Here is a 13,711-nt window from a genome sequence, read left to right as displayed (position 1 = left end):
TACTGAAAAGAAAGCCCGCCTCCGCTAGAGGACGAGCTCTCCATTAATTTGATGTTAAATTTAATTCTACGCGCTTACTTGGAGCAAATGTCGAAATCGCATGTTTATAAATCAAGTGCTGTTTCCCATCCGACTCAAGTAATACGGTGAAGTTGTCATACGATTTGATTAACCCCTTCAGTTGAAAACCGTTTAGTAAAAATACAGTCACAAACACTTCATTTTTACGCAACTGATTCAAAAACGTATCTTGCATATTTACATTCGCCATTAGAATCTCCCCTTTGTCCTCGTCTCTACCTACTTATTCGCTAATTCCTCGTTATTTTCCTTCAAAAACTTTTGGCAATCTTGTTCGATCTGAGTGATGTCCTTTTCAGGGTGATACCAGTTAACAGGCAATTTATTCCGGAAGTAGGTCAACTGCCGCTTTGCATAACGTCGAGTGTTTTGTTGAATCGTTTCCACTAAAAGTTGGCGAGGCCAGTTACCATCTATTGCTTCGATGACTTCCTTATACCCAATCGCTTTGAACGACTGCGCCTCTTTCGGTACATATGAAAGTAATTGCTTTACTTCCTCTAGTAGCCCTTGTTTTATCATCACTTCTACACGGTAATTGATCCGATCATAAAGTTCTTGTCGGTCACGGTTTAATCCGATGATGTAAAAATCATAATAGGGTTCATTGCCCGTATCTTGTTGCTGCTCTTTTTGCGTAATACCAGCACTCATGACACGCTCTAATGCACGAATGACACGCTGTTTGTTTTGATAAGAGATGGTAGTAGCTGCTTCTGGGTCAAGTGTGTCTAACTTGTTCCATAATGCGATAGCTTCTTCACTTTCCAACTCTTCACGTAATTCCATATCTTGTGGTGATGAATTAAAGCGAAAGTCATAGAGAATAGATTGGATGTACATACCTGTTCCCCCAACAATGAGAGGGACTTTTCCTCTTGCTGCGATCTCTTGTATTTTCTTTCTTACGATGGATTGATAGTCAGCAACTGAAAAAGCTTCATCTGGTTCTCTTATGGAGAGTAAGTGATGTGGAATACCTTCCATTTCCTCTTCAGAAATCTTTGCCGTTCCAATCGTCAATCCTTTATAAACTTGAAGCGCATCCCCATTGATGATTTCAGCGTTAATTGCTTTTGCAAGGGCAATACTTGTTGCCGTCTTCCCAACGGCCGTCGGTCCTATCAGGACTACTACTTTTTGTTTCATTTACAACCATCCTAAAATTTGATCAACGACCGTTTGACGCCCTTTACCATTTAAAATTTCATGGCGCTGCCCTTCAATCAAGACAAGTTTGACATCTTCACTACCTGCTTTTTGAAAACTTAGAGCAACTTTACGAACACCTTTCCCGTAATCCCCCACTGGATCATCTGTACCTGCAATCAGTAACACAGGAAGACTCTTTCTCATACGTGCAAGCTGGTCTGTCGCGTAAATCGTTTTTAATCCTTGTAATAAGTCTTGATACAGCTTATTCGTGGGTACAAAACCACAATACGGGTCAGCGAGGTAATCTCTCACTACTTCAGGATCAGTAGATAACCAATCCGACTCCGTCTCTGCATCTTCTATACCTTTATTGTAATTTCCAAAGGTTAACTTATTCATAAGTGTCCCCGGCTGTGTTGCACCTTCCCCGCGGGCCTTGAAAGTTGCAAGACGCGCCCCAAAAGCTCCAAGAAGTCCTGGGTCTCCTCCAGTGCCAATCAAAACAAGTTTATCAACGACAGCCGGATACTTTTGAACATATCTACGAGCGAGAAATGACCCCATACTATGGCCGACCAAGAAAATTGCACGTGACGGATAATCGAGGAGATGGTGCTGTATCAACTCATTTACGTCATCCACCACGCGCTCAAACCCATTTTCTTCCGCAAAATAACCAAGGCGGCCCGCACGTTCTCCAGTTTGGCCATGCCCCCGGTGATCGGGAACAAGTACATGATAGCCTTTGTCATTCAATTCACCAGCAAACTGCTCATAACGAGCCGAATGTTCTGCTAAACCATGTAACACGACGACTGTTGTAGTTGCGTCTTCAACAGGATAGTCGCGTACGAAAAGTTTTGACTGATCGGTCATCTCCATCCACTTTGTCGTCATACTCCAGTCCCCTTTGCTTCTTCTATGCGTTGTTTCAACTCGTCTTCTCCTGCTTGCTTTTGTTCATCGGAGAGTTGTAACTCCTGCGCTAGGATTGCACTTACCTCTTTCCACGTATACTCAACTCGGGCGATATCAAAATAAAGATAACCTGTTCTACGGATGAAGAAATCACTTAAATTCGTTACCATTTCGTTTTGAATCGTATAGTAAAGTAAGATACGATCTTTCAAACTAAGTGTTGGTGTTTCCCAGCTCTGAACATATGGAATATAACCGATTGCCACTTCACTATTTTTGCCTAAAAACGTCACGACGTTTTTAGCTTCAGAGAGTGACAAGCCATAATAAATGAGTTGTTTTGAACGCTCATAAACATATTCATCAAAGTCGAGCAGTCCAAAATCACCACCCGATAACGGAAGCTGCTTAGTTGGTGACGATGGGATCTCGCGGGGGTAATTTCCTTTGATTGTATCAATCACATCTTCTGCCATCTTCCGGTACCCCGTCAATTTACCACCTGCAATCGTAACGAGCCCTGTGCTCGACACCCAGATTTCATCTTTTCGAGAGATTTCAGAAGCGGATTTGCCATCTTCTGAGATCAATGGTCGGACGCCAGCCCATGTGGATTCTACGTCCTCTCTTTTTAAATGGATGGAAGGGAAAAGTTGATTCGAAGCATCTACTAAATATGTAATTTCTTCTTCAGTCGCTATAGGATTAAGTGGATCTGCATCGTAAAACGTATCTGTTGTTCCGACATACGTCTTACCATCTCTTGGAATTGCAAAAATCATACGACCATCGGGTACATCAAAATACATCGCTTGCTGGAGTGGGAAGCGCTTTTGATCGACCACGATATGAACTCCTTTGGTAAGTTGAAGATGTTTATTATTTTCAAGACGATCTTTCCCACGCACTTCATCTACCCACGGACCTGCAGCATTGATGACAGTCGTCGTATGGATATCGAGTTGGTCACCCGATAGCATATCTTTCGCGCGCACACCGATTATTTTTTCATTTTGATAGATGAAGTTTTCGGCTTTGATATAGTTTAAGCACACTGCCCCAAGTTCAATCGCCTTCTTTACTACTTCAATTGTCAATCGTGCGTCATCTGTTCGATACTCTACGTAGTAACCGCCACCTTTTAACCCTTTCGTATTAATTAAAGGTTCGAGGTCAATCACTTCTTGTTTCGAAAGCATTTCACGTCGTTCGTCCTTTTTCACACCTGCTAAATAGTCATACACTTTCAGTCCTAAAGAAGTAGAAAGCGGTCCGAAGTTGCCTTTTTTATAAAATGGCAACATCATCCATTCTGGCGTTGTGACATGTTTTGCATTTTGATAAACAATATCTCGCTCTTTGCCCACTTCACTTACCATTTGAACTTCAAATTGTTTTAAATAACGGAGTCCACCATGAACAAGTTTCGTTGAACGTGAAGAAGTACCGGAAGCAAAGTCCTGCATTTCAATCAAGCCAACTGTTAGTCCTCGTGAAATAGCATCCAGTGCAATTCCAGCGCCAGTAATTCCGCCACCGATGACAACTACGTCAAAGTGATACGAGCCTAATGTGTCTTTTAAATATGCACGGTCTAAATACGATTTCATGAAACATCCTCTCCTTCAGTCGGTTTAAACGAGCGTGCAGCAGCAACTGCTTGTTGCCATCCTGAATACAATGTTTTTCGCGTTTTTTCGTCCATTTTTGGTTCAAATGTTTTCGTCGTTTCATGTAGCTCTGATAACTCATCAAGTGAACTCCAGAAACCTACGCCAAGACCCGCTAAATAGGCTGCACCAAGTGCTGTCGTTTCGTTGAGTCCCGCTTTTTCAATCGCTGCATGTAAAATATCCGCTTGGAACTGCATTAAAAATGAATTATCCACAGCACCTCCATCCACACGAAGCGACTCGATTGACACTCCCGCTGCTTGTTCCATTGCATCTAGCACGTCTTTCGTCTGATACGCAAGGGACTCCAGTACTGCGCGTATAAAGTGTTCTTTCTCCGTCCCTCGAGTCAACCCGAAAATTGCGCCACGCGTATCCGAATCCCAGTATGGTGTACCGAGTCCTACAAATGCTGGGACGACGTATACACCATCCGTTGACGCAACACGCGCTGCATAGGCCTCGGAATCCGATGCCTTGCGAAGCATACGCAAACCATCTCTGAGCCACTGGATAGCCGATCCTGCGACAAATACGCTTCCTTCAAGTGCGTAATGAACTTTCCCATCAATTCCCCAAGCAATTGTTGTGAGGAGTCCATCATCTGAAGTTACTGCTTCTTCGCCAGTGTTGAGTAACATAAAGCATCCTGTGCCATACGTATTTTTGGCCATTCCTTTTGTAAAGCATGCTTGACCGAACAAAGCTGCTTGTTGGTCCCCCGCAGCGCCTGCAATTGGCACTTCTTTCCCAAAGAATACCGACGGATCAGTCATTGCAATTTCTCCGGAACAATCGACAACTTCAGCAAGCATAGATTTTGGAATGTTAAACATCTCAAGAAGCTCGTCATCCCATTGTAAATCGTGAATGTTAAAGAGCAGTGTGCGACTAGCATTCGAATAGTCGGTGACATGCGTTTTGTTTCCGCTAAGCTTCCAGATGAGCCAGCTTTCAATTGTCCCGAATAACAATTCCCCATTTTCTGCTTGTTCACGAGCTCCCTCTACTTCATTTAGAATCCAAGCGACTTTACTAGCAGAAAAATACGGGTCCAGTCGTAATCCAGTTTTTTCCGTCACTTGTTGTTCAAACCCTTGTTTTTTCCACTTTGAAATAATGCCATTCGTTTGTCTAGACTGCCATACGATCGCATGATAAATCGGTTTGCCGGTTTTCTTGTTCCAGACGACAGTGGTCTCGCGTTGGTTTGTTATACCAATCGCTTTCACTTGTTCCGGCTGGGCATTTGCTTCGGTAAGCACGCCTGCGATACAAGATAACACCGATCCCCAGATTTCTTGTGCATCGTGTTCGACCCAACCGGATTTCGGAAAGTGTTGCGTGAACTCTTTTTGAGCCGTATGCACAGGCTTCCCTTCTCGATTGAATAAAATCGCGCGAGAACTCGTTGTTCCTTGGTCAATTGATAAAATAAAGTCCATATCCAGTCTCCTTTACATGACACGTTTGAACATTTTTTCAATCTCGTAACTTGAAAAATGAATGACGACCGGTCGACCATGCGGACAGGTATAGGGCTGTTCACAGTGTCGCAAATCCTCAAGTAATGTCGCCATCTGCTCACGTGGTAAGTAGTGATTCGCTTTAATCGATAATTTACAGCTCATCAAAATCGCTGCTTCTTCCCGTAATTTTGCTACATTTACGTGCTTTTTATCGAGCGCTGCTTGGAGCATTGTTTCGATAATCGTACGTTCTTGATTTTTCGGAAACCAAGAAGGGTATTCACGAACGACAAAGCTGGAATCTCCAAACTCTTCAACCCTAATACCCACCGACTCAAGTTCTTGTCGATTTTCTTTAATACGAAGCGCCTCATCGAGAGTAAAATGAAAGGTTAATGGGAGCAAAAGCATTTGACGCTCTTCATGATTCACTTCCCCTACTTTCGTTCGGTAAAACTCGTACTTGATTCTCTCTTGTGCCGCGTGTTGATCAACCAAATAAAATCCATCCTGCGCTTGACCGACTATATAGGTTCCATGAATCTGTCCGACGATGTCCATCTCCGGTAAAACCGGCGCAGATACGGCCTCTACACCTTCTTCTAAAACATCAAGCGACTCTTGTGCACACTTTTCAAAAATTTGCTCTACTGGTTGTTCGATATACTCTCGGTCGACTACAGGTGGTGCACTATAGTCATAGGTTTTCGTCGTGTTTTGAAAAAAAGAGGTTTGAGTCGAAGGAGCTGGCTTTTCTTTTGGAACCGTCATTTTTGGGATATCTTGCTTCCCACGTAGTACTTCACGAAGTGTTTTTGTCACAAACAATTCGAGTTCTTTTTCCTTACTAATGCGAATCTGATGTTTCGCCGGATGCACGTTCACATCGGAAAGTAACGGATCTAACGTGATGGAAAGTAAAGTAATCGGATAACGACCAATTGGTAAAAACGTGTGGTATGCCTCTTCGATTGCACGATTTAACCCGAAGTGCTTGATCCATCTACCATTCACAAAAATCGTTAAATAGTTTTTTGATGCCCGAGTCACGGTCGGTTGTGACGTTAAACCCGTAATTTTGAAGTCTTCATTTTCAGCTTCAAACGCTATCATTTGCTTTACTGTACCCGTTCCGTATATAGACGCTGCCACTTGTTGAAGATTGCCACGTCCAGACGTCTGAAGAAGCGTTTGTCCATTGTGAATCAGAGTAAAGGCAATAGATGGATAACTTAGGGCCAATTTATTGATCAAGTCGATTGAGTGACCTAATTCAGTTTGTATCGATTTCACATGCTTCAAACGAGCCGGTGTATTATAAAGGAGCTGTTCGACACGGATGATCGTTCCTTTGCGTAGTGGTCCGTCTTGCACATTTTTAGACCGACCACCTTCCATTGTCAATTGCGTGCCAGAGCCCTCTCCTGTTGAGGTTTGCATCCAGATTTTAGAGACCGCTGCAATACTTGCAAGTGCTTCTCCCCGGAATCCAAGCGAACGAATACGAAACAATTCATGTTCAGTCAATAGTTTAGACGTGGCATGCCGAGAAAATGCTAACTCCGCATCTTCTCGGTCCATTCCGTCCCCGTTGTCAGTGACTTCGATTTTTTGTAAGCCTGCTTCAACCAATTCTATTTGAATCGATGTGCTCGCTGCATCAATCGCATTTTCTACAAGTTCTTTCACAACACTTGAAGGACGCTCGACGACTTCTCCAGCTGCGATCTTATTGGATAACAGTTCATCCATTACTTTTATTTTCGTCACAGGTCCCTCACTCCTCTACAGATTGTTTGAGTGTGTGTAATAAATTCAACGCTTGGAGTGGCGTAATATCCATCACGTCTAGTTTTCGCAGTTGAACCACAACGTCATGTTCTTTTAGTTTTGGCTCACTTGTCGCAGTGAAATCAAATAAGGATAACTGACGGTCTTCTTGTTCTTCATAATCCGATAACAACTGTTGCGCTCGTTCAATTATAGCTATTGGAAGTTCCGCTAATTCTGCGACATGAATGCCATAACTTTTATCGGCGGCTCCGTCTTTCACTTTGTGTTGGAACACTACTTTTTTATCTTGTTCTGTCGCAGCTACATGCACATTTTTAAGGCGTGGCAATTGCCCATCAAGCTCTGTAAGTTCATGGTAATGTGTAGAGAAAAGGGTATTTGCTCCAATCTTATCGTGGATGTATTCCATCATTGCTTGCGCTAAGCTCATTCCATCATAAGTAGAGGTTCCCCGGCCAATCTCATCAAATAACAGCAAACTATTTTTTGTGGCACCGACAATTGCATTTTTTGATTCAACCATTTCTAACATAAACGTACTCTGTCCGCCTGCAAGATCATCAGCAGCCCCTATTCGCGTAAAAATTTTATCTGTAATCGGTAGGAGTGCATAGGATGCAGGAACAAACGACCCCATTTGCGCCATAATGATGGTGATGGCAACCTGACGCATATACGTACTTTTACCCGACATGTTCGGTCCAGTAATCAATAACATATTTTTCTCGTTCGTCAACACACAGTCGTTTGCGACATAGTGGTGGTTGTTCATCATTTTTTCCACAACGGGATGTCGTCCATCTCGAATTTCCATTTTCGTATCCGATTCAAATGTAGGGCGTGTCAATTGATAGTAGTTTGCACATGTCGCGAAAGATTGCAGGACGTCTAATTCACTTAGAGCATCAGCAAGCTGCTGAAGGACAGATATATGTTGTTTAATGTCATCCCGCACTTTTTCGAATAGTTCTGTTTCAAGAACTAATGCTTTTTCTTGTGCGGTTAGAATCATTGTCTCTTTTTCCTTCAATTCTTCGGTTATGAAGCGTTCAGCATTTGCAAGTGTCTGCTTTCGAACGTATCGTGCTTCATCTGCAAGATGAACCATCGATTTCGTTAACTCGATGTAATAACCAAAAATCCGGTTGTACCCAATCTTTAAGTTTTTGACTCCCGTCAACTCACGTTCGCGTTGCTCGAGTTCAGCTAACCAGTCTTTTCCGTTAGTAGCGAGATAGCGGAATTCATCGAGCTGTTGTGAAAATTGCTCGCGAATTACGCCTCCGTCCTTTAATGCAAGAGGGGGTGAATCGGCAATCGCCCTCTCCAAAAGCTCTCGACATTCAACCGGATCTGAAAGTTGGTGTCCCAATTGTTGTAAATGTGAATTTGTAGATTCGGATAAAATCTCTCTCAAAACGGGTACTTGTTGTAAGGTTTTTCTCAACTGCGCAGCATCTTTTCCGTTCAATGTACCGAAACTCACTTTTCCTAAAAGTCGTTCCATGTCATAAACCGTAGTTAATGCTTCTTTCACTTCCTCATGCACCATAAAATCATCTAAAAATGCTTCCACTTTGTCTAAACGTTTTTCAATGCCTGCCTGATTCGCAAGTGGCTGATGTACCCACTGCTTGAGCTTACGTGATCCCATTGCTGTCTTTGTCTCATCAAGTAACCAAGCGAGCGTTCCTTTTTGATCACCCGAGCGGATAGATTGAACAAGCTCAAGATTTCGTTTTGAAGCACTATCAATGGATAAAAATGCCGTTTCCTCGTAATGCTGAAACGTTTGGAGGTGAGTAAGCGTTCGTTTTTGTGTTGCATGAAGATAAGAAAGTAATAATTTACTTGCTTCATGAGATAAATCGCTATACCCGGACAATTCATCGGGAGTATGTATAGTCAAGTGAACATCGTATAGCTCACTAAGCTCTTCTACGAGCAATGCATCTTGTTCAAGGAGAACTAGCTCTTTTATGTTCAATTCATTGGCTTTTGCAAATAACGCTCTATGGTTCTCACGAATGCTCGTAGAGTAGGCCTCACCTGTCGCCACATCTAAGTAAGCGAGTTGTATTGGAGAACCTAGCAGTGCAGCTCCGACATAATGATTCGTAGCAGAAGAAATCGACTTACCTTCAAATAATGTTCCCGGCGTGATTACTTGAACTACTTCGCGCTTAACGATTCCTTTTGTAAACTTCGGATTTTCGACTTGTTCACAAATCGCGACATGGTGTCCCTTACTGACAAGCGTTTCGATGTATCCTGTTGCAGAGTGATAGGGAACTCCACACATCGGAATCCGTTCTTTTGCGCCAGCATCCTTGCCCGTCAGTGTGATTTCTAAAATAGATGCGGCTTGTTTCGCATCTTCAAAAAAAAGTTCGTAAAAGTCGCCCAATCGGAAAAATAGAAATTCATTTGGGTACTGTTTTTTTATTGATAAATATTGTTGCATCATTGGAGTATATGTCATCTGAAATCCGTCCTTCTCTTCGATCAATGTAGTGTAAGTATAGCAGACTTTTTGCGAGCATTAAAAAGGAACCTATCGCTAGGTTTCTTCTAAAAAGGGGATGAGCTCTCATCATGGTGTGGGTGATGGGAGCTATTCCTTTGTAATGAATGGCTTCCGCATGTACAGCTGTTTTTTTAGAACCACCAAATGCATCGAACTGGCCAACTACTTCAACGCTATCTGACACTTTTTTAACTTGGTAATGATGGTTCACAATCCAGCAGCCGAGAATCCGGTTGGGACGCTGAGGGAGTGAGATGACAGATTTGTTTTCAATCTTCTTTTTACCATGTCCGATGATCGCCTTCGTAATAATATGGCGATAGTTTTTCAAACACATGCCTCCTCCACACACTCTATGCATAGAAACACAAAAACGTGCATCTCAAATGTGAGATGCACGTAATTTTAAGCTTGTGCTGGTTTTGCACCGAATTTATCTTTCGTAACAAATTGAATTGCAACAAGGATGATAAAGATTACAAGACCAATAGTATCTGTCATGCCTTCAGGATAGATGAGAAGTAGTCCTGCAGCAAGTGCCACAATACGCTCATACCAGAAGACTTTGCGATACCAGAATCCAATAATGGCTGCACCAATAGCAATCATACCTGAAATTGCTGTGAACAGTACCCAAAGGATTTCTAGTGGTGTTGTATCAATCATTAAAAGCTGCGGTGAGAATACAATCATGTACGGAATAATGAATGCCGCGATAGCTAACTTGGCTGCATTAACTCCCGTTCGAATTGGGTCTCCACCCGACACACCTGACGCCGCAAATGCTGCCAGAGCAACTGGTGGTGTGATATCTGCAACAATCCCGAAGTAGAATACAAAGAAGTGTGCAGATAATGCAATAACTAGTGGCACCGCAGCACCTGCTGGTTCATCCAACATTAACAACGTGATAATGGCTGGAGCTGCAATAGTTGACGTAATTACATAATTGGCAGTAGTTGGTGAACCCATACCAAGAATGATTGAAGCAATCATTGTAAAGAACAATGTAAGCAAAATGCTACCGCCTGCTGCACTGATTAAACCGTTTGCAAGACCAAGACCGAGACCTGTTTTTACAACAACTCCCACTATGATACCAGCAGCTGCAGTTGCAGCTGCAACTGCTAAAGCAGTTCGTGCACCGTCTACCATTGCATCAATGATATCTTTGAAGCCTAGGCGAGTAGATTTATCAATAGCACTTAGGACAATCGCCAATACAATTCCCCATAGGGCTGCTTGCATTGTCGGAACCCCAACAAATAGCATAATAATAATCCCTAAGATTGGACCTAGCAAATAAATCTTTTTAAAGACCTCTTTGCGGTTTGGCATTTGGTCATCTGGTAGGCTCTTCAATCCTACACGCTTCGCTTCGAAGTGCGTCATGATCCATACGCCTGAGAAATAAAGGATGGCAGGGATAGTTGCTGCTTTTGCAATTTCCCAATACGTGATTCCATTCCCAATAAATTCGACCATTAAGAAAGCAGCTGCCCCCATGATAGGTGGCATGATCTGACCACCTGTTGAAGCTGCAGCCTCTACGCCTCCGGCAAACTCTTTGCGATAGCCGAGTTTTTTCATCATTGGTATCGTATACGAACCGGATGTAACAACGTTTGCTACAGAAGATCCTGAAATTGTACCTTGTAAAGCACTCGAGAAAATTGCAACTTTTGCTGGTCCACCTGTCAATTTACCTGCAAGTGTTACAGCTAAATCATTGAAGTATTGACCAACACCTGTTTTGACCAAAAATGCCCCAAACAGTAAGAACACAAAGATGAATGTCGCCGATACACTCAGTGGTGTACCTAAAATTCCATCCGTCGTAAAGAACATGAGTTGAACGATGCTTTCAATGGACTGCCCGCGGTGAGCTAAGAATCCAGGGAAGTATGGGCCGAAAAATGCATAAACTAAGAATACACCGGCAATAATCGTAATTGGTAAACCTACTGCTCGACGTGCGGCTTCTAAGGTTAACACAACTGCCAATATACCGATTATGAAATCTGGCGTCTGTAAGTTACCTACTCGTAATACTAAATCATCGATAAACAAGGGCCAGTAAAGTCCAACGGCTACCGAAAGTAAGGCTAATATGTAGTCGTACCATGGAATCGATGGTTTGTCTGCCCACTTTCTTCTAGCGGGGAATAGTAAAAAGATTAATGCTAGCGCAAATCCTAAGTGAATCGAGCGCTGGATGTAAGCTGTATACTGTCCATTAATAGCCGTGTACAATTGAAACAATGTAAACGCCAGTAAAGAAAAGTACACGATTTTACGCATAATACCTTGATGGTTACGTGTGTTCGATTCCGCATCATATTTCGCTAAAATCGCTTTTTGTTCTTCTTCAGAAAGTAGATCGACATCTTGCTTTTCTGGTTTCTGTTTATTTTCTTCCATCAATCTTTTCTCCTTTCCAAACATCTGCAATAGAAAGTTCTATCGCCTCGATACGATAAGAACGTCCGGTTGGTAATTCGGTTTTCAAATCGTAGATTGTATTATCGTACCTTACTTCAAGTTTTTTGTGAATGGATGAATTATACAGAGTGAAAGAGTCTGTATATGTGTCTTCTGAAGTCAACACCCATTTGCCATCTACAAACTCGAATGTTTGATTCTCTTCAGCATCCCCTGGCATGCCGACTGCCAAGTCTTCGTAAATCATTTGAAGAAATTGAAACCTTCCATCTTGCGTTATTGTATACGTCTCTGTGACATCTGATAAATGAATCGAATGCGTAAATGTCATCGCAAACTCTTGTTCATCAGATAACGAAATATAATGCACGGAAGGCTTAGTCGTGCGTGTTTCGGTAAACACAAGCACATCCTGGGACGGTATGAAGAGAATAACTAATAGAAACAGACCGACGATTAAACTGAATACCCCTTTTAACATATACCCATACCCTTCAGGGTTATAAGCCCAAATCAAAAAAAAGAGTTTTGAATTTCGGCTTATAGCCTATTCATAAGGATGAAAAAAGCAATGGCCGGAACCATTGCTTTTTAAGTTACAACTTATTGCTCATCGAAGTAGCGTTGTGCACCTGGGTGAACATCGATACCGATACCATCAAGAGCTGTTTCAGCTTTGATGAAAGCACCTTTAGCATGTGTGATTTGATCTGTGTTACCATAGATGGCAGCTGTGATCTCATACACTAAATCTTCAGGTAGTTCATTAGAAACTGCAAGCATCGCAAGTACTGAAACTGTTGGAACATCTTCCGTTAAACCGTACGTGCCTGAAGGAACCATATCTTCTGCGTAGTATGGATATTTTTCAATCAGTTCAGCAGCCTTATCAGCTTCAACTGGAACGATTGTAACATCTGCTACTGCATTTAGAGCTTCAACAGCACCAGTTGGTGTTCCTGAAGTGATGAATGCCGCATCAATCTGACCAGCTTGTAAGCTTTCTTGAGACTCACCGAAGTCTAGTGCTTGTGCATCGACATCATCCATTGTCATCCCATGGATTTCAAGGATTTGCTCTGCATTTGCGTAAGTTCCTGAACCAGGAGCTCCTACAGATACTTTTTTACCACGTAGATCTTCAACTGATGTAATCCCCGTATTCTCAAGAGTTACAATTTGGATAGTCTCAGGATAAAGTGCACCAATTGCTGAGATATCTGTAATTGCATCCCCTTCAAACATGAACGTACCTTCTGTTGCATAAAACGCAACATCTGTCTGAACGAATGCGATTTCAGCATCACCGTTCTTAAGTGCAGTCATGTTTGCTGCTGAAGCTTGAGAAACCTCTGCAGTTGTCTGGATACCTGTTTCTTCAGTAACTAAGTTTGCGAATGTTCCACCTAGCGGATAGTATGTACCTTGTGTTCCGCCAGTAACAATACTTAAGAAATCAAAATCTTCTTTTGTTTTCTCGCCTGAAGACTCTCCTCCGCCATCTCCGCCTCCGCATGCTGCAAGCAATAGTGCTGAAGCTGCAAGAGTAGTTCCTAGAAACTTAAACTTTTTGTTCATTTTGTTTCCTCCCTTTTCTCGAATAGGTTTTGGACCCGCTTTCATTTTACCATAAAAAAAAGGCAGTGTGTCGA

The 13,711-nt window shown here is 42.5% G+C and carries 11 protein-coding genes; all 11 read right to left on the bottom strand.

Annotated features, from left to right (window positions below):
* Positions 1-43: 43 nt before the first annotated feature.
* The 11 genes from hfq to ACF3OH_RS06010 all read right to left on the bottom strand — a co-directional run bounded on the left by hfq (position 44) and on the right by ACF3OH_RS06010 (position 13,637).
* Complete coding sequence (gene hfq, locus ACF3OH_RS06060) at positions 44-271, bottom strand: RNA chaperone Hfq (RefSeq protein ID WP_204589102.1); 228 nt, start codon at positions 269-271, stop codon at positions 44-46.
* 29 nt (positions 272-300) lie between these two features.
* The gene (miaA, locus tag ACF3OH_RS06055) at positions 301-1,230 is read right to left on the bottom strand and encodes a tRNA (adenosine(37)-N6)-dimethylallyltransferase MiaA (protein ID WP_392456343.1); all 930 of its coding nucleotides are present in this window, start codon (positions 1,228-1,230) and stop codon (positions 301-303) included.
* Positions 1,231-2,133: an alpha/beta hydrolase gene (locus ACF3OH_RS06050; protein WP_392456341.1), complete on the bottom strand. Its 903-nt coding sequence runs from the start codon at positions 2,131-2,133 to the stop codon at positions 1,231-1,233.
* Positions 2,130-3,764: a glycerol-3-phosphate dehydrogenase/oxidase gene (locus tag ACF3OH_RS06045; RefSeq protein WP_392456339.1), complete on the bottom strand. Its 1,635-nt coding sequence runs from the start codon at positions 3,762-3,764 to the stop codon at positions 2,130-2,132. Before ACF3OH_RS06045 ends, ACF3OH_RS06050 begins: the two co-directional genes overlap by 4 nt.
* Entirely contained in the window at positions 3,761-5,272 is a 1,512-nt protein-coding gene (glpK, locus tag ACF3OH_RS06040; protein ID WP_392456337.1) for a glycerol kinase GlpK, read from the bottom strand. The genes ACF3OH_RS06045 and glpK overlap by 4 nt, the downstream gene beginning before the upstream one ends.
* 12 nt (positions 5,273-5,284) lie before the next feature.
* The gene (mutL, locus tag ACF3OH_RS06035) at positions 5,285-7,066 is read right to left on the bottom strand and encodes a DNA mismatch repair endonuclease MutL (protein WP_392456335.1); all 1,782 of its coding nucleotides are present in this window, start codon (positions 7,064-7,066) and stop codon (positions 5,285-5,287) included.
* Between the two features lie 7 nt (positions 7,067-7,073).
* Entirely contained in the window at positions 7,074-9,572 is a 2,499-nt protein-coding gene (gene mutS / locus ACF3OH_RS06030; RefSeq protein WP_392456333.1) for a DNA mismatch repair protein MutS, read from the bottom strand.
* The gene (gene cotE / locus ACF3OH_RS06025) at positions 9,514-9,948 is read right to left on the bottom strand and encodes an outer spore coat protein CotE (RefSeq protein ID WP_392456331.1); all 435 of its coding nucleotides are present in this window, start codon (positions 9,946-9,948) and stop codon (positions 9,514-9,516) included. Before cotE ends, mutS begins: the two co-directional genes overlap by 59 nt.
* A gap of 74 nt (positions 9,949-10,022) precedes the next feature.
* On the bottom strand, positions 10,023-12,038 hold the full coding sequence (locus tag ACF3OH_RS06020) for a TRAP transporter permease (RefSeq protein WP_392456329.1): 2,016 nt from the start codon (positions 12,036-12,038) through the stop codon (positions 10,023-10,025).
* On the bottom strand, positions 12,025-12,540 hold the full coding sequence (locus ACF3OH_RS06015) for a DUF1850 domain-containing protein (protein ID WP_392456327.1): 516 nt from the start codon (positions 12,538-12,540) through the stop codon (positions 12,025-12,027). The genes ACF3OH_RS06020 and ACF3OH_RS06015 overlap by 14 nt, the downstream gene beginning before the upstream one ends.
* A 122-nt stretch (positions 12,541-12,662) precedes the next feature.
* A complete protein-coding gene (locus ACF3OH_RS06010) occupies positions 12,663-13,637 on the bottom strand; it encodes a TAXI family TRAP transporter solute-binding subunit (protein ID WP_392456324.1) in 975 nt (324 codons plus the stop codon).
* Positions 13,638-13,711 lie beyond the last annotated feature (74 nt).

This window comes from Chryseomicrobium aureum (genome assembly GCF_043182735.1).
Lineage (GTDB): Bacteria > Bacillota > Bacilli > Bacillales_A > Planococcaceae > Chryseomicrobium > Chryseomicrobium aureum.
This window is presented reverse-complemented; position numbering and strand designations above follow the sequence as displayed.